Annotated in this window: 15 protein-coding genes and 1 pseudogene; 6 read left to right on the top strand and 10 right to left on the bottom strand. The window is 67.5% G+C overall.

Annotation, left to right across the window (positions count from 1 at the left end; translation table 11 throughout):
* Positions 1-2: 2 nt before the first annotated feature.
* From EWH21_RS19255 to EWH21_RS19295, 9 genes are all read right to left on the bottom strand, one after another.
* A complete protein-coding gene (locus EWH21_RS19255; protein WP_277699091.1) occupies positions 3-3,437 on the bottom strand; it encodes an AAA family ATPase in 3,435 nt (1,144 codons plus the stop codon).
* Positions 3,438-3,507: 70 nt separating this feature from the next.
* Entirely contained in the window at positions 3,508-4,599 is a 1,092-nt protein-coding gene (locus EWH21_RS19260; RefSeq protein ID WP_277699092.1) for a GGDEF domain-containing protein, read from the bottom strand.
* A gap of 73 nt (positions 4,600-4,672) precedes the next feature.
* Complete coding sequence (locus EWH21_RS19265) at positions 4,673-5,053, bottom strand: hypothetical protein (RefSeq protein ID WP_277699093.1); 381 nt, start codon at positions 5,051-5,053, stop codon at positions 4,673-4,675.
* Positions 5,046-5,450 carry an MAPEG family protein gene (locus EWH21_RS19270; protein WP_277699094.1) on the bottom strand — a complete coding sequence of 135 codons (405 nt, stop codon included), beginning with the start codon at positions 5,448-5,450 and terminating at the stop codon, positions 5,046-5,048. Before EWH21_RS19270 ends, EWH21_RS19265 begins: the two co-directional genes overlap by 8 nt.
* Positions 5,451-5,511: 61 nt before the next feature.
* On the bottom strand, positions 5,512-5,883 hold the full coding sequence (locus EWH21_RS19275; RefSeq protein WP_037049669.1) for an SH3 domain-containing protein: 372 nt from the start codon (positions 5,881-5,883) through the stop codon (positions 5,512-5,514).
* Between the two features lie 70 nt (positions 5,884-5,953).
* Positions 5,954-6,385, bottom strand: coding sequence for a hypothetical protein (locus tag EWH21_RS19280; RefSeq protein WP_277699095.1), 432 nt, complete (start codon positions 6,383-6,385; stop codon positions 5,954-5,956).
* 55 nt (positions 6,386-6,440) lie between these two features.
* Entirely contained in the window at positions 6,441-7,022 is a 582-nt protein-coding gene (locus EWH21_RS19285) for an NAD(P)H-dependent oxidoreductase (protein WP_047590335.1), read from the bottom strand.
* A 163-nt stretch (positions 7,023-7,185) separates the two neighbouring features.
* Positions 7,186-8,415 (bottom strand): exonuclease subunit SbcD, encoded by a 1,230-nt coding sequence (gene sbcD, locus EWH21_RS19290; protein WP_277699096.1) that lies wholly within the window; start codon positions 8,413-8,415, stop codon positions 7,186-7,188.
* Positions 8,412-8,831: an Lrp/AsnC family transcriptional regulator gene (locus tag EWH21_RS19295; RefSeq protein WP_037049681.1), complete on the bottom strand. Its 420-nt coding sequence runs from the start codon at positions 8,829-8,831 to the stop codon at positions 8,412-8,414. The genes sbcD and EWH21_RS19295 overlap by 4 nt, the downstream gene beginning before the upstream one ends.
* A 122-nt stretch (positions 8,832-8,953) precedes the next feature.
* Here EWH21_RS19295 and yjeH point away from each other — a divergent pair, with 122 nt between their 5' ends.
* The 5 genes from yjeH to EWH21_RS19320 all read left to right on the top strand — a co-directional run bounded on the left by yjeH (position 8,954) and on the right by EWH21_RS19320 (position 14,070).
* Positions 8,954-10,216 (top strand): L-methionine/branched-chain amino acid transporter, encoded by a 1,263-nt coding sequence (gene yjeH, locus EWH21_RS19300; protein ID WP_179554800.1) that lies wholly within the window; start codon positions 8,954-8,956, stop codon positions 10,214-10,216.
* A gap of 153 nt (positions 10,217-10,369) precedes the next feature.
* Positions 10,370-11,695, top strand: a complete 1,326-nt coding sequence (locus EWH21_RS19305; protein ID WP_134676962.1) for a TAXI family TRAP transporter solute-binding subunit — start codon at positions 10,370-10,372, stop codon at positions 11,693-11,695.
* A gap of 203 nt (positions 11,696-11,898) precedes the next feature.
* A complete protein-coding gene (yejK, locus tag EWH21_RS19310) occupies positions 11,899-12,906 on the top strand; it encodes a nucleoid-associated protein YejK (protein ID WP_037049760.1) in 1,008 nt (335 codons plus the stop codon).
* A 1-nt stretch (position 12,907) separates the two neighbouring features.
* Positions 12,908-13,753 (top strand): hypothetical protein, encoded by an 846-nt coding sequence (locus EWH21_RS19315; RefSeq protein ID WP_277699097.1) that lies wholly within the window; start codon positions 12,908-12,910, stop codon positions 13,751-13,753.
* Positions 13,750-14,070, top strand: coding sequence for a glutaredoxin family protein (locus EWH21_RS19320; RefSeq protein WP_037049770.1), 321 nt, complete (start codon positions 13,750-13,752; stop codon positions 14,068-14,070). Before EWH21_RS19315 ends, EWH21_RS19320 begins: the two co-directional genes overlap by 4 nt.
* A 3-nt stretch (positions 14,071-14,073) precedes the next feature.
* Here EWH21_RS19320 and EWH21_RS19325 read toward each other — a convergent pair whose 3' ends face one another.
* On the bottom strand, positions 14,074-15,144 hold the full coding sequence (locus tag EWH21_RS19325; protein WP_047586520.1) for an AraC family transcriptional regulator: 1,071 nt from the start codon (positions 15,142-15,144) through the stop codon (positions 14,074-14,076).
* 377 nt (positions 15,145-15,521) lie between these two features.
* Between EWH21_RS19325 and EWH21_RS19330 the strand changes: the two are divergent.
* A pseudogene (locus EWH21_RS19330) lies at positions 15,522-15,726 on the top strand (aldehyde dehydrogenase); the annotation flags it as partial.

Below are 15,726 nucleotides of genomic sequence, written 5' to 3' on the forward strand. Positions count from 1 at the left end.
CGCTACGCTCCTTCCTTCACCGCGAAACGCGCATCGAGCCGGCTGTAGCCGAGGCCGACGCCCTTGTGTACCCGCAGCTGCACGGGAATACGCTCCTTCATCGCCTCGACGTGACTGATCACGCCGATGGTCTTGCCGCTGGCGTTGAGGTTGTCCAGGGCGTCCAGCGCCACCTCCAGGGTCTCGCCATCCAGCGTGCCGAAGCCTTCATCGAGGAACAGCGAATCGATACTGGTCTTGTGGCTGACCAGATCGGACAGCGCCAGGGCCAGGGCCAGGCTGACCAGGAAACTCTCGCCGCCGGACAGCGTGCGGCAATCACGGGCCACGTCGGCCTGCCAGGTGTCACGCACCTCCAGCTCCAGCTCGCCGCTGCTCTTGCGCGCCAGCTGGTAACGGCCATGCAGGCGGGTCAGCTGGCGGTTCGCCAGGTGGATCAGGTGATCGAGGGTCAGGCCCTGGGCGAACTTGCGGAACTTGGCACCATCGGCCGAGCCGATCAGGCCGTTGAGTTGCTGCCAGAGGGCATGCTCGCCCTCCTGTGCGGCGATTTCGGCGAACAGCGCCTGCTGGCTGCTGCGCCGTGCCGCGTCGGCCTGAAGCTGGGCCCGCACCTCACCCTGGCGCTCGCTCAATGCACGCAGGCGATCCTGCAGGGCCTGGATCTGTTCGCCCAGCTCGGCCAGGCTCAGGGCACTCTGCGCCTCGCTCTGGAGGCGCTGTACCTCGGCCTGCGCCGCCGCCTGCAAGGTCGCCGCCTGGGTGTGTGCGCGCTCCAGATCGGCCTTCAACTGCAGCAGGCGCTGACGTTCGTCATCACCCAGCAGCGCCGCTTCGAACGCCGCCTGGTCGGCGAACGGGCTGCCGGCCAACGCCTGCTGCCAGGCCTGCTGGCAGTCATCCAGGCGCGCCTGCAGGCGTGCCTGCAACGCCACCTGGGCCTGCTCGCTGCCGGCCAGGCCATCGCGTTCACGCTGCGCGGCGGCCAAGCGCTCGGCGGCCTCGCGCCAGGCCTGCCGTGAGTCGCTGACGGGTGCAGGCTCAGCCAGGTCAGCCACGCCAGTGGCCTGCCAGCGCTGCAACCACTGCGCAGCCTGCGCCTGGTCCTCGTCCAGCTGTCGCTGCGCCTCGTGCTTCTGCTCGAGCAACTGCTGCTCGCGTGCCTGTGTGTCGCGCCAGGCCTGCCAGGCCGCCTTCTGCTGTGCCAACCAGCCCTCGCCATCGGCCGGCAGTTCGCTGGCGAAACCCTCCAGGCTGGCCAGCAATGCCTCGGCCTGCTGCGCCTGCCCGGCCTGCAGATCGTTCAGGTCGGTCTGTTGCTCGGCCAGACGCGCCTGGGTGTTGTCCAGATCGCGCTCGAGCAGGGCCTGCTGCCGCTGTGCTTCGCTCTGCTCACGCTCGGCCGTCTCGCGCAGCTCGCGCAGACGCTGCAGTTCGGCCTGCTGCTGTTGCACGCTCTGCAGACGCGCCTGCTGCGCCGCCAGCGCCTGCTCGTGCTGCTGTTGCATGGGGCCGAGCTCGGCGGCATCGTGCAGGCGGATGTCGTACTCGCTCAGTTGCTGCTGCCATTGCTGATCCAGCGGCTGCAACTGCGCCTGAGCCTCGGCCTGCTGCGCGTGCAACTGCTCGATCTGCGCGGCCAGGCGGGTCAGCTCGTCACGCAGGCTGGCCCCCTGGCTCTCCAGCTCGCCCAGGTCACTGCGGCACTGCGCCAGCGCCTGTTCGGTGGCGGAGACATTCAGCGCCTGATACTGCTCGATCGCCGGATGCTCATGCGAGCCGCACAGCGGGCAGGCCTCGCCCGGCTGCAGGCGGGCGCGATGGGCCTCCAGGTCGTGGATGCGCTGTTCCTGCTCCAGCAGCTTTTCCTTGTCGGCGCACTGCTGCTTGAGCGCCTTGTAGCGCTCGCGCAGCGCGCCGATCTCGGCATTCTTGTCCGTCTGCAGACGCTGCAGTTCGGCCAGGCGCGGCGGCAGCCCGGCGAGTTGCCCGCCCAGCGCCTCACGGCGTTGCGCCAGTTGCTGCAAGCGATCGAACACGCGGCTGCGCGCCTGCTGGCCCTGCACCTCCTGCCACAGCCCCGCCTCTCCCGCCGCACCCAGCAGGTCCTGCACGCTGGCCTGCTGCTGCGCCTCGGCAGCGCGCGCCTGCTCCAGCTGCTGTTGCAGCGTGGTCAGACGCGCGCCCTGCGCCTCACGCTGGCGCTGCAGCGCGGCGAGCTGCGTGGCGGATTCGCTCAGCCGCGCCTGCGCCGCCAGCACGCCCTGCTCGCCCCTGGAACGCTGAGTGAAGCGCTCGTCCCAGCCGCTGAGCAGCTCGCCCAGACGCGCATGCTGGCTGCGTTCGCCCAGCCAGGCCTGCACCTCGGCATACTGCTGCTGCAGCTGCGTCAGCGCGGCCTGACGCTGGGCACAACCGTGCGCGGCATAACGGCTGGCCTGCCACAGCGCCAGCCGCTCACGCCCGGCGCAGGCCTGCATCCGTTCGCGCAGCGCGAGCAGGTCGTGCTCGGCCTGCTCGCGCTCCTGCCGCGCCTGCTGCCAGGCCTGGTGCAGGGGCAGCAGGCGCGAGGCCGGCTCGCTGGCAGCCAGGCGCTGCAGCTCATCACCCGCGTCGGCCTGGCGCTGCCGGGCCTGTTGCACGGCTTGCGCCGCCTCGGCGGCCTGCTGCTCGGCACGCTGCAGGGCTTCTCGCCAGCGCTGCTGTCCTTGCAGCGCCTGTTGCTCGGCGAGCAGCGGCGCCTGCTCCCGCGCCAGGCGCTCGGCTTCATCCTGCAGCTCGGTGCACTGCGCTTCATCCAGCAGTTCCATGCCCTGGGCGCGGCTTTTCAACAGGCCCAGCGCCTGCTCGGCAGCCTTGGTGCGTTCGTAGACCTGCTGGGAAATCCGCCCGTAGACCTCGGTGCCGGTCAGTTCTTCCAGCAGTTCGGCACGCTGGTTGGCGTTGGCCTCGAGGAACGCGGCGAAACCGCCCTGGGCCAGCAGCATGGATTTGGTGAAGCGCTCGAAGTCCAGGCCAGTCAGTTCGGAGGTCAGGCTCTCCTTCTCGCGGATCTTGTCGGTGAGGATTTCGCCACCCTCGATGCGCGCCAGCTCCACCTTGGGCGCCTGCAACGCGCCGTCGACCTTGTCCCGCGCACGGCGCTGGCTCCAGAACGCACGGTAGCCCTGCCCCCTGACCTCGAACTCGACTTCGGCCAGGCAGTCGGCGGTGTGCCGGGTCATCAGCTCGTTGCCGCTGGCCGACAGCGTGCTCATGCGCGGCGTGCGGTGATAGAGCGCGAGGCAGATGGCATCGAGCAAGGTGGTCTTGCCGGCACCGGTCGGCCCGGTGATGGCGAACAGGCCGCTGCCGGCGAAGGGCTCGGCGGCGAAGTCGATCTTCCACTCCCCCTTCAGGGAGTTGAGGTTCTTGAGGCGCAGGCTGAGGATTTTCATGCACAGGTCGGAAGCCGTTGGAGGCGGCCATTCTGGCATTCTCCGCCGCGCGCTGCAGGCCCGAATGCCGCTACAGCGCCTCGACGCGGTCGCGGCCGCTGGCCTTGGCCCGATACATCGCCTTGTCGGCCCGGGCCATCAGTGCCTCCAGGGTTTCGCCTGGGCGGTATTCGGCGATACCGAAGCTGGCGGTCTTGCGCTCGACGGTGTCGAAGGCGAACGCCTGGATACGCCGCCGCAGCGCCTGCACGGCTGCCACGGCCTGATGCGAGCCGATCTCCGGCAGGACGATGAGAAACTCCTCGCCCCCGAAGCGGCCGACCTTGTCCACCGCGCGCACGTTCTCGCGCAGCAGCGTGGCGAACTGGCGCAGCACGCTGTCGCCCACCGCATGACCGAAGGTGTCGTTGACGTGCTTGAAATGGTCGATGTCGATCAGCACCACCGAGAACGGCGTGCCGTAGCGGTTGGCCCTGGCCTGCTCGTCGGCGAGGAACGCCTCGGTGCGCGAGCGGTTCCACAGCCCGGTCAGGCCGTCGAGGCTGGCGCTCAGTTCCAGGCTGTCCTGCTGCAGGAACATGCGTTTGTGCGCCTTCTCCAGCAGGAAGGCGCTGAGCAGCCCGAAGGAGAACGAGGCGAGAATCCAGATCAGGTGCAGGCGCTGCGGCCCCGGGGTGAGCGAGTGTTCGAGGGTGACCAGGAGAATCGCCGACAGCGAGACCAGTGCCGTGGCCATCGCGCGCTTCAGGGTCAGGCCCGAGATGGCGAACGTCCACATCAGGTTCAGGTAGATTTCCGGCGCGTAGAGCGCGAAGCGTGACGAGCCGAAGTTGAAGTAGAGATTCGACAGCACCGACACGATGGGCGCGCATGACAGCAGGCCGAGCATCAGCGTCTGCCGGCCGGGTCGAAAGCTGAGCAGCCCGGTGGCCAGCAGCGCCCCCGGCACCATCAGCGCATGCACGATGAAGCGTGCGAAGGGCTGATCGGTTTCGACATTCTGCTCGATGGCGGCGTAGATCAGGTACAGCCCCATGGTCAGGAAGGCGACATAGCGAATCTGTGGAATCGCCGCCTGGCGATACCAGTCCTCGAAACGCTGTCGGGTCGCATCCGGCCCCCCATGCAGCGGGTCCAGCAACCGGGCCAGTGTCGTCAGCACCCTAGCACCCCTGTCCATTTGCCATCACCGACAGCATAGATCGCTATTGCCGGATCGGCGTCGTCACGCGCCGTCAGTCGCCGATCTCGATTCCCCAATGACGCAGACCGTCGGGCAGATCGGCCCGGCTACCCTGGTAGAGGCCGTCCTTGAACATCAGCACGGTGCCGTCCACCTTCAATGCCTGCTCATCGAGCTGAGCCGTCATCGGATCGGCAGCCTTGCGGGTCGGCTCGACCTGGTAGAACAGCGCCTGAGCCTGACGCCGCAGCGCCTCGTAAGAGGTGTCCGCGCCGGAGTGTCGATACAACCGCTCGAGGTTGGCGGTCGTCAGTATTTGCTGCGTCCAGGCCTCCTGCCACTGCACGACCAGCAACACCAGGTAGAGGTTGGCCCCGAGCGACAGCAGCAGCGTCGCCAACAGCGTCTTGCTCAGGATGCGTTTGCTAGCCATGCAGATAGAGCTGCAGCACCAACGCCCAGAGCCCGAGCGCGGCCAGGAAGTTGAGGGTGAACACCAGGCCGCGCAGACGCACGTTGCCGGTGCCGATCTGTACCAGGCTGTGTGCCAGGCGCCCGCCGATGAACCCCCACGCCAGCCAGGTCGCGAGCGGCGACTGCACGCCGGCCTGGATCAGCAGCAGGCAGGCGACGTAGAACAGCAGCGGCCATTCGAACTGGTTGGACAGGTTGGCGCTGATGCGCGGCTCGACCTCGGCCCAGGGGTTCGAGCCATCGGCGCGCCGCCCGATGCCCCAGATACTGGGCGCACGCGCCAGGGTCAGGAGTACATAGAGAAAGCCGGCCAGACCGACATGGGCCAGCATCGGCGCGATCAAGGCATGGCTCATGACGGCAGCTCATGCAGGCGCTGCCCTGCGACGGACAACGCGGTCGATGACAGTCGGCGGCTCATCGCGCGGCGCCCTCGGCCTGCAGATTTTCCAACGGCACCCAGCCCGACGCGTCGCCACTGCTGCGCCGGCACCAGGCCCAGCCATTCAATTGTCGCCCGGCCAACACCCGCTCGCCCACCACGACGTCCAGCTCGCGGGCGCTATAGTCCTCGCGCGCCCGGCCCCGGTCGCCGGCGATCACCTCGATGATCTGCTGCGGAACCCAGCCGCCGGCCTGGCCCGGCGTGTGGCAGAAGCGCCAGTCCTGCCAGTCCTCCGGTCCCTCGTAGACTTCCCCCAGCGTCAGCGGGGCGCCGGCCTCGAACTGGATCGGCTCGGGGTACTCGCTGGTGTGCGCCGTGACGACGCGGTATTCCGTCAGTTGCATGCTCGACCTCTGTATTCCTTGTGGTTTGGCGAACGCTACATGCCCGCCGCTCTCCGCTCTGTCGAAGCGCCTAGGCGGCCTGCCAGACCTGGGCCAGGCCGACGCCGTGCAGCACCGCCAGCCCCAGGCACAGCAATGAACTCAGGTGCCAGAAGCGCTCGCTGTTGCCGATGATCACCCGCTTGAGCCAGGGAAAGGCCAGGGCCCGGCCGAGGTAGACCAGGGTGATCAGCAGCACCGCCCATTTCGCCAGCGCCAGCTGCGGGCCGAGGCCGGCGGCAGACAGCGTCAGCAGCGCCCACAGCAACAGCACGCAGCCAATGGCGCAGGCCACCACTGGCGGGTACCAGTGACGCCGTGCGGCCATCGCCACCAGCTGTTCACCGGCGCCAAGCACCTGGAAACCCCGCACCCCCCAGAAAATGCAGGCAAAGTGCAGCACGCCGGCCAGCGCCGTCAGCAGCGCCCCCAGCAGCAAGAACCCATTGGCCTGTAGCAACATCACGACTCTCCTTGCCAGGCGCCGGCATCACGGCCGGCGCATCACGTCCGCGCGCTCAGAAACGCGCCCTGATCTTCCTCACGAAGGCGTCGACGCGCGCACGGTCGGCCTTCTCACTGCGGTAGAACGACAACATCCGGAAGCTGCAGCCCCGGGTACAGGCCCCCAGCAGGGCGAGCTTGAGCACCCGCCTGACGGGCCGGCGCAAGACGAACAGGTCGACCCACCAGGGCGAGCCCAGCGTGGTAACCACCCGCACCTCCTGCAACTGCAACAGGCCCGGGGTGATCGCACCGAGATCGGCGGCATGCTGGTAGGCATGGCCCGGCGCCCAGACGCGGTCGAACCAGCCTTTGAGAATGGCCGGGAAGCCGAACCACCAGGTGGGGAAGACCAGCACCAGCGACTGCGCCGCCTGCAACTGACGCAGCTGGGCCTGCAGCTGCCCGGCGTCGAACGCGCCGGCGTAGTAGCTCTGCCGCTCGGCCTCGCTGAGCCGTGGGTCGAAGGCACTGGCGTAGAGGTCCAGCAACTCGATGTCGTAGCCCTTGCCCGCCAGGTGCGCGACGGTTTCATCGCACAGGTGGCGACAGAGGCTGTCCTGCAGCGGATGGGCGAATACCACCAGACACTTCACACACTGATCCTTCAGTTGCGGCGGCTACGGCAGGACAGCGGCCAGCGAGCCTGCGCCCGCATTCGGCACCACCCTCGCAGCACGGGTAGATCGAAAGAGCGTGCACTATAGCGACTTTGCCCCGTGCGGCCAGCGCTGTCGGGAAAAATGCCGCGCCACGCGCCTAGCGCTCCTGGCGTTCCTGCACGGTCTCCAGCACCTGGCGATACCGCTCGAGCAGGCGCTGGCTGTCCGCCTCGTCCAGTACCTCCTGTTGCAGGCGCCTGGCGAAGACATCCTCGACGGACAATTCGTCCAGCGTCTCCCGTGCGGCGCTGGCCAGGCTGGCACTGGCGTTGCCACGCTCGCGACGGATGCGCAGCACTTCCACGGCATGCCCCTCGCAGAGGGCGCTGATGCGGCCTTGCAGGTCGCTGAGGTAGTCGTCGGTACTGACCTGCACCTCCAGCCACACCGGCCGCTCGCCCGTGCCCTGGGCAGCGACCTCGGCGATGGCACCGGCCAGTTCCTTGAGCGAGCCGCGCAGGCTGGCCATGGGTTGAAACACCGGCACGGCCAGCGGCGTGATCGACTGCAGGCTGGCCTCGCCGAATTCCAGCAGCAGCACTTCCTTCTGCTGGCGCGTTTCATCGAACGACAGGGCGATCGGCGAACCGCTGTAGCGCACATGCTCCAGGCCACCGACCTTCTGCGGCCGATGGATGTGACCCAGGGCGATGTAGTCGGCGGGCGGGAAAGCACTGGTGGGAAAGGCCTCCAGGCTGCCGACGTAGATCTCGCGCACCGACTCACTGGCGCTGGCGCCGACCGTGGTCAGGTGGCCGGTGGCGATGATCGGCAGGGGCTGCCCGATCTGGTTGCGCCGCTCCAGCGCCAGCGCGTGCAGGGCCTGGTAGTGCGCGGCAATGGCCTGTTGCAGCGACTGCTGCTTGTCCTGCGCGCTCTGCCCGGCCTGGCTGGCCAGCACGTCGCGCGGACGAATGAAGGGGATGGCGCAGAGGATGGCGCCCGGCTGGCCGCGGCGATCATTCAGCACCAGCACCTGCTCGGCCAGGTCGAGGCCCACCGCCGGCACCACCTGGGTGCCCAGCTGCGCCAGCAGGCTGCGGCTTTCGCCAAGCATGGCCGGCGAATCGTGGTTGCCCCCCAGGACCACCAGCGCGCAGCCGGCGTCGCGCAGTTCGACCACCAGGCGGTAGTACTGCTCGCGGGCGTAGCTGGGCGGCGCACCGGTGTCGAATACGTCACCGGCGATCAGCAGCACATCCACGGCATGCGCCCGCACCTGCTCCAGCAGCCAGGCGCAGAAGGCCTGGTGCTCGGCCTGGCGGGTCTTGCCCATGAAGTGCTGGCCCAGGTGCCAGTCGGAGCTGTGCAGCACGCGCAGGCTCATAGCGGCCAGTCCTGCACGACGATGTGGGTCTTGACCCGCTGCATCTGCGGGAAGGCCTCGATGGCCGCGCGGACCTCGCTCAGGCGCGCCATGCTCGGCGCCTCGACCAGCACCAGCATGTCGGTTTCCCCACTGATGCCGCTGCAGTGGCGAATTTCCGGGTATTCACGCATGCGCTCGACGTAATCCTGGCAACGGGCGTTCTGGTAGAACAGTTCGAGGAAGGCCTTGACCCCACCCTCACCCGGCGCCGCGACCTGGGCGTGATAGCCGCGAATGACGCCGCTCTGTTCCAGATGGCGAATGCGCTCGCTGACAGCCGAGCGGGAAAGACTGACCTCGCGGGCGATCTGGCTGACGGAGGTGCGCGCGTCGCTGCGCAGCAGAGCGAGGATCTGGCGATCGAACTTGTCCACGGTGTTTCTCGAGCGGCAATCAGGTTGACGGGAAGAACCGCCATTTCGTCGGTGAAAGGCGGCAGCCTGTAATCAGGCGGCGGCCTACCATAGCGGGATCTGCAAAGGCGTGAGCATACCCCATGAGTCGACTCAACAAGGAACTGGGCCTGCTGCAGGGCATCGCCCTGCTCAGCACATCGCTGCTCGGCACCGGCATCTTCGTGGTGCCGGCACTGGCGGCCACCGCCGCTGGCGAGGCGTCGCTGTGGGCCTGGCTGATGCTCATCGCCCTGGTGCTGCCGGTGGCATTCACCTTCGCCCAGCTGGGCAAGCGCTTCCCCCACGCGGGCGGGGCACCGCACCTGATCGGCCGCGCCTTCGGCCTGCGCATGGAGAGCGTCAGCGCCCTGCTGTTTCTCGCCGTGCTGCCCGTGGGCCTGCCGGCGGCCCTGCATATCGCCAGTGGCTTCTGGCTGGCCCTGTTCGACCTCGACCGCAGCGACCTGCTGATCATCGAGCTGGCGACCCTGGGCGCCATCCTCCTGCTCGGCCAGCGCCCGCCCAGGGCCTCGGGCCTGCTGCAGGGGCTGATCGCCGTGGCCATCGTCGCCAGCGTGGCGCTGATCTGGTGGATGGGCGACCTGCCCCATGCCGAGCAGCCGCTGTTGCCGGCGCTGGACGGCCAGTGGCACCTGCTGCCGACGGCGCTGGGGGTGATGTTCTGGTGCTTCGTCGGCATCGAGGCCTTCACCCATCTGGGCGAGGAGTTCAAGCACCCGCAGCGGGACTTCCCACTGGCCTTGCTGCTCGGCGTGCTGCTCGCCGGCCTGGTGTACTGGGCCTGTTCGGTGGCAGTCCTGAGCTTCGCCACCTACGGCGACGTGCACAGTGACACCACCGCCCTGCCCCGGCTGTTCGAGCAGCTGCTCGGCGAGCGCGCCCGCGTGCTGGTGGCGGTGCTCGGCTACCTGGCCTGCTTCGCCTCGATGAACGTGTACATCCAGGGCTTCGCCCGCCTGATCTGGAGCCTGGCCGACGAGGGCCGCCTGCCTGCCCGGCTGGCGGTGCGCAACGCCCATGGCGTTCCCGGCCGGGCCTTGCTGCTGGTCGTGATCAGTTGCGCGCTGTGCGCGCTGCTCTCGGCCGTGCTGCAACTGTCGGTGGATGACCTGATCCGCTACGCCAACGGCAACTTCGTGCTGATCTACCTGCTCAGCATGGCCGCAGGCTGGAGCCTGCTGCATGGCATCTGGCGCCTGCTGGCCGGGCTCAGCGCAGTGCTGTGCAGCGCGGTGCTGGTGATGCTCGGCAGCGACGCCCTGTATGCCGTGGCGCTGTTTGCCGCCTTGCTGCTGTTGAGCCACCTGCGCGACAGGCACAAGGCGCTGGCGCAAGGTGGATGACGCTCTTCTCGCGCAAGGCGCTGTCGGTGGACGGGTGAAGCGTCGTCCACCCTACGCCCGTCAGCCGCATTGCTACCGGCCAGCCGCGCTACAGATGACCTCAGGGCGCATGGGGTTCTATCCTTACCCTGAACCCAGCCCCAAGGAAGCCCCATGCGCCGCGTACTCAACGACCTGAAGATCATGATCCTGGCCAACCTGTGGATCGTCCCGGTGGTGGCCGGCCTGGTCTGGGCGCTGTTCCAGTTCGTCGCGCCGCCACCGCCGATGAGCGCCAGCATGGCCACCGGCACCCAGGGCGGGGCCTACCAGCAGTTCGCCGAACGCCTCAAGGAAGAACTGGCCAAGGAGGGTTTCGAACTCAGCCTGGTGCCGACCTCGGGCTCACGCGACAACCTGCAGCGCCTGCTGGCCGATGACCCGGCCGTGCAGATCGGCCTGGTGCAAAGCGGCCTGGAGCGGCAACTGTCGCCGGACGAGCAGACCCGCCTGCAGAGCCTGGGGGCGATCTATCAGGAGCCGCTCTGGCTGTTCTATCGCCGTGAAACCGGCCTGGACCGCATCGCCGACCTGTTGCCGCTGAAGCTCGGCCTGGGTGGCGAGGGCAGCGGCACCCGCGCTGCCAGCGACGCCATCCTCGGCGCCAACGCGATCCTGCCCGAGCAGTATCCCGACACCTGGCAGAACATCGGCGGCGGCAAGGCCGCACGCGCACTGCTGGCCGGCGAACTGGACGCGGCGTTCTTCGTCGGCCCGGCGGAGAATGCCCTGGTGCAGCAACTGGCCGCCAACCCCGATATCGCCCTGGCGCACTTTCGTCGCGCAGCGGCCTACGAGGCGCGCCTGCCGTTCTTCAACCAGGTGACGGTCGGCGAGGGCCTGCTCGACCTGGCCAGCAACGCACCGGACCGCGACATCGTCACCCTGGCCCCGGTGGCCACCCTGGTGGTCAACGACGACTTCAACCCCGGGCTGGTGCCGCTGTTTCTCGAGGCCAGCCGCGAAGTGATGAGGAACGGCACCCTGCTCGATACCGCTGGTGCCTATCCCAGCGCCGAACCGCGCACCTTCGAGCTGCACAAGGATGCCGAACACTACTACGCCAAGGGCTTGCCGATCCTGCAGCGCTACCTGCCGTTTCGCATCGCCTCGCTGGCCGACCGCTACATCATCCTGCTGATCCCGCTGATCGTGGTGATGATCCCGCTGTTCAAGGCCGTCGGACCGATCTACCAGTGGCGTATCCGGGCGCGCATCTATCGCTGGTACAAGTACCTGCGCGAGATCGACCGCAAGCTCCACGCCGGTTCGCTGCCGGACGAGCTGGACAGCGAGATCGAACGCCTGGAGAAGTTGGAGGACGAGCTGGCGGCGGTGGAAGTGCCGCTGTCCTACTCCAACCAGCTGTACGAGCTGCACCTGCACGTGCGCTACGTGGTCGAGCGCCTGAAGACCCTGCAGCAACGCCGCCAACCGTAGGGTGGGTCGCGCTTCATCGATCCACCATGCCCGGCAATGCCGGGCGAACAACCCGGCATCCACCGCGTCGACTCACCCACGGTGGATGTAAAAGGCGACATCCACCCCACGCGGTTGCACCGTGCGCCGATGCATCCGCACCAGAATCCGTCACCCGCTTCGGGTAAACTGCGCCCCTGTTTCATTTGCCCATCGAGACCGCCATGCCGATCCGTCACTGCATCGTCCACCTGATCGACAAGAAGCCCGACGGCAGCCCCGCCGCGCTGCATGCCCGCGACAGCGAGCTGGCCACGTCGCAAGCCATGGAGAACCTCCTGGCCGACCTCAACGAGAGCTACAACGCCAAGCAGGGCAAGGCCTGGGGCCTGTTCCACGAGGAATCCGGCGCCTACCCCTTCAGCGGCTGGCTCAAGGCCTACCTCGATGGCGAGCAGGACTTCACCGCCTTCAGCCGCCAGGCCGTGGAACAGCTGCAGAAGCTGATGGAAGAGTCCAACCTGTCCACCGGCGGCCACGTGCTGTTCGCCCATTACCAGCAGGGCATGACCGACTACCTGGCCATCGCCCTGCTGCATCACAGCGAGGGCGTGGCCGTCACCGACGCACTGGACGTGACCCCGGCCAAGCACCTGGACCTCGGCCAGCTGCACCTGGCCGCACGCATCAACATCAGCGAGTGGCAGAACAACAAGCAGTCCAAGCAGTACATCTCGTTCATCAAGGGCAAGAATGGCAAGAAGGTCTCGGACTACTTCCGCGACTTCATCGGCTGCCAGGAAGGCGTCGATGGCCCCGGCGAGACACGCACCCTGCTCAAGGCCTTCAGCGACTACGTGGAAAGCGAGGACCTGCCCGAAGAACAGGCCCGCGAGAAGACCAAGACACTGGTCGGCTACGCCAGCGGCCAGGCCAAGATGGGCGAGCCGATCACCCTGGAAGAGCTCTCCGGGCTGATCGATGAGGAGCGTCCCAAGGCCTTCTACGAGCACATCCGCAACAAGGATTACGGCATGGCCCCGGAGTTTCCGGCGGACAAGCGCACCCTCAGCCAGTTCCAGCGCTTCACCGGCCGCGCCGAAGGCCTGTCGATCAGCTTCGAGGCGCACCTGCTGGGCTCGAAGGTGGAGTACGACGAAGGCCGCGACATGCTGATCATCCGCCAGCTGCCGACCCAGCTGAAGGATCAGCTCAAGCGCCGCCAGGACTGAGATGGACCTGCGCCTCGGCGACGCGCTACTGGCGAGCTGCCGCTGCCAGGTTGCGGCGCCGCTGGCAGGCGACCCGGCGCGTACCCTCGGCCTCGACAAGCACGCGGCCAAGGCCCGCCTGGCACGACTCCGGCCCTGGCTGCAGGACCAGCAGACACGCCTCTGGGCCAATCGCCGCCAGGCGCTGCTGCTGGTGCTGCAAGGGCCTGACTGCAGTGGCAAGGACGGCGTGATTCGCCGGGTCCTGAGCGCCTGCAACCCACAGGGACTGAGCATTCACGGCTTCCAGGCGCCGAGCGCGCAGGAGCGCCAGGCACACTTCCTCGAACGCTATCGCCAGCGCCTGCCGGCACCGGGCATGCTCGGGGTGTTCAACCGCAGCCACTACGAAGCGCTGATCTGCGACCCGCTCGACGGCTTGTGCGGCGAGGACGAGCTGCCCACGCGTCTGGCCGAGTTGCTGGCGTTCGAGCGCCAGCTGCCTGCCCGCGGCATCCATGTGCTCAAGTGCTACCTGCAGATCGACGCCGACGAGCAGTACCAGCGCCTGCGCCAACGCCTGGAAAAGCCGGAGAAACGCTGGAAGCTCAAGCGCAGCGACCTGCAGTCGCATCGCCAGTTCGCAGAGCGCCAGCGCCGCTGGAGCGACCTGCTCAGTGCCAGCCACAGCGATGATGCGCCCTGGTACGTGATCCCCGCGCACAAGCGTTGGCTACGCGACCTGCTGCTGGCCAGCCTGCTGGCGCGTGAGCTGGAGCGCCTGCAATTGCAGTGGCCGGATCGCCCGCCACCCTTTACTCTGGCGCAATTGCAAGCCGCCACCCCGCACAAGGACGTGTCCCGATGAAGAAGATCCTGCTGATTCTCGCCGCTCTGGCCCTGTTCCAGCACTGGGACAAGCTCGAGCGCTGGCTCAATCCGCCACAGGCCAGCACCGCAAGCGGCGAGATCGTGCTCTATGCCACCAGCTGGTGCGGCTACTGCGCCAAAACCCGCGAACTGTTCGCCGCCGATGGCATCGCCTATCGCGAAGTGGATATCGAGAAGGACAGCGCCGGCCGCGCCACCTACCAGGCCCTGGGCGGACGCGGCGTGCCGGTGATCGACATGCGCGGGCAGGTCATCCACGGCTACGACGTGCGCGCCATCCGCGCGGCCTACTGAGCCTCAGGCACCTTCACGCCGCCACTGCCGCGGGCTGATACCAAACCAGCGGCGGAAGGCCCGCGAGAACGCGCTGGTTTCCGAATAGCCGAGCAACAGGGCCAGCTGCGAGATCGGCAGTTGCGGCTCACGCAGGTAGCGGTTGGCCAGTTCGCGGCGCACGTTGTCCACCAGTTGCGAGAAGCTCAGGCCCTGCTCGCGCAGGCGCCGCTGCAGGGACCAGCTGGTCATGCCCAGCAGCTCGGCCACCTCCTCCAGCGCCGGCTCGCCGTACAGCAGGCGCTGACGGATCTGCTCGCGCACATCGTTGACCATGTCCCGCTCGCCACGGCCGCACAGGCTGCTGATCTGGTTCAGCGAATCCTGCATCACCATCAGCAGCACGGAATCGCTGTCCGGCATGGCACGGTTCAGGCCGCGCTTGGGAATCAGCAGCGAGTTGAATGGCTGCTCGAAGTACACCGGCGCATCGAACACCTTACAGTGCTCGTGCCAGCACTCCGGTCGCGGGTGCTCGAAATGCACGGCGCGCGGCGCCCATTGGCTGCCGAGCACATGACGCACCAGGTTGAGCACCATGCCCAGGGTCAACTCGGCGTCCTGCCGCCGACTGAGAATGGCGCCATGGCGCACCTGATAGTCGAAACGGTAGCACTCGCCCTCGTCGACCAGGCGAATCAGGCTGTTGCGCTGATGCAGCGGGAAAGCCCGCGCGAAGTTGATCAGCGCCTGTTCGAGCGTGGCCGAGCACAGCCCGATGTAGCCCAGCAGGCCGAGGGCCTGGGGCTTGAACTGCTGACCGTAGTACAGACCGAAGTTGTCGCAGCCGGACTGGTGCGCGGCCTCCTCCAGCACCTGGCAGTAGTTGGGCAGCGCCAGGCTCAGGGTCGGGTGGCGCAGGCACTCGGGGTCGATGCCGGATACGCCGAGAATGCGATCCGGATCACCGCCGTGCTTTTCGATGAATCCACACAGGCCGCTCGCCGCCGCCGCCAGCACACCGGCATTGGCCGGGGCACCGGACAGGAGCGAGGCACCGAGCGTAGCGCCGGCCTGAGAGAGAAAAGAACTCATCAGGTCCTCCTTCGTGACAATGGCTGTTCGAAAGCAAGAAACACGCCGCACCACCCTGAGGCAGCCAGCCAGGCGTTTCCAGCCTCGACGCGACATCAAAGGGCAGCGCCATGCCTGGCGAGTGAGTCGTTTTGAAACACTCGCACCAAAACAAGGCGACCGAGTTGACCCATTGCGACACGCCCCGCCAGCGGCAGACGAAGTTGACTTTGCACGACAGCACCTCGCCCTTGCGGTCAAGTTGCGCAGATGAAATCGGCTCATGATCGGTCCGAGCCCCAGGGTTCGCTGTCGCTCGATCCGAGCCGCACCCCTGGCTGGACATCCCAGCTCACCTGCTACGCACAACTAGAACAACATCGTTTCGGAGAACGCTCATGCTCTATGCCAAACCCGGTACCCCAGGCGCCGTCGTCACCCTCAAGCCGCGCTACGGCAACTACATCGGCGGTGAGTTCGTCGCCCCGCTCAGCGGCCAGTACTTCAGCAACACCAGCCCGGTCGACGGCTCGGTGATCGCCGAATTCCCCCGCTCCAACGCCGCCGACATCGACAAGGCGCTGGACGCCGCCCATGCCGCCG

Source organism: Pseudomonas sp. REST10 (assembly GCF_029542605.1).
GTDB lineage: Bacteria > Pseudomonadota > Gammaproteobacteria > Pseudomonadales > Pseudomonadaceae > Aquipseudomonas > Aquipseudomonas khazarica.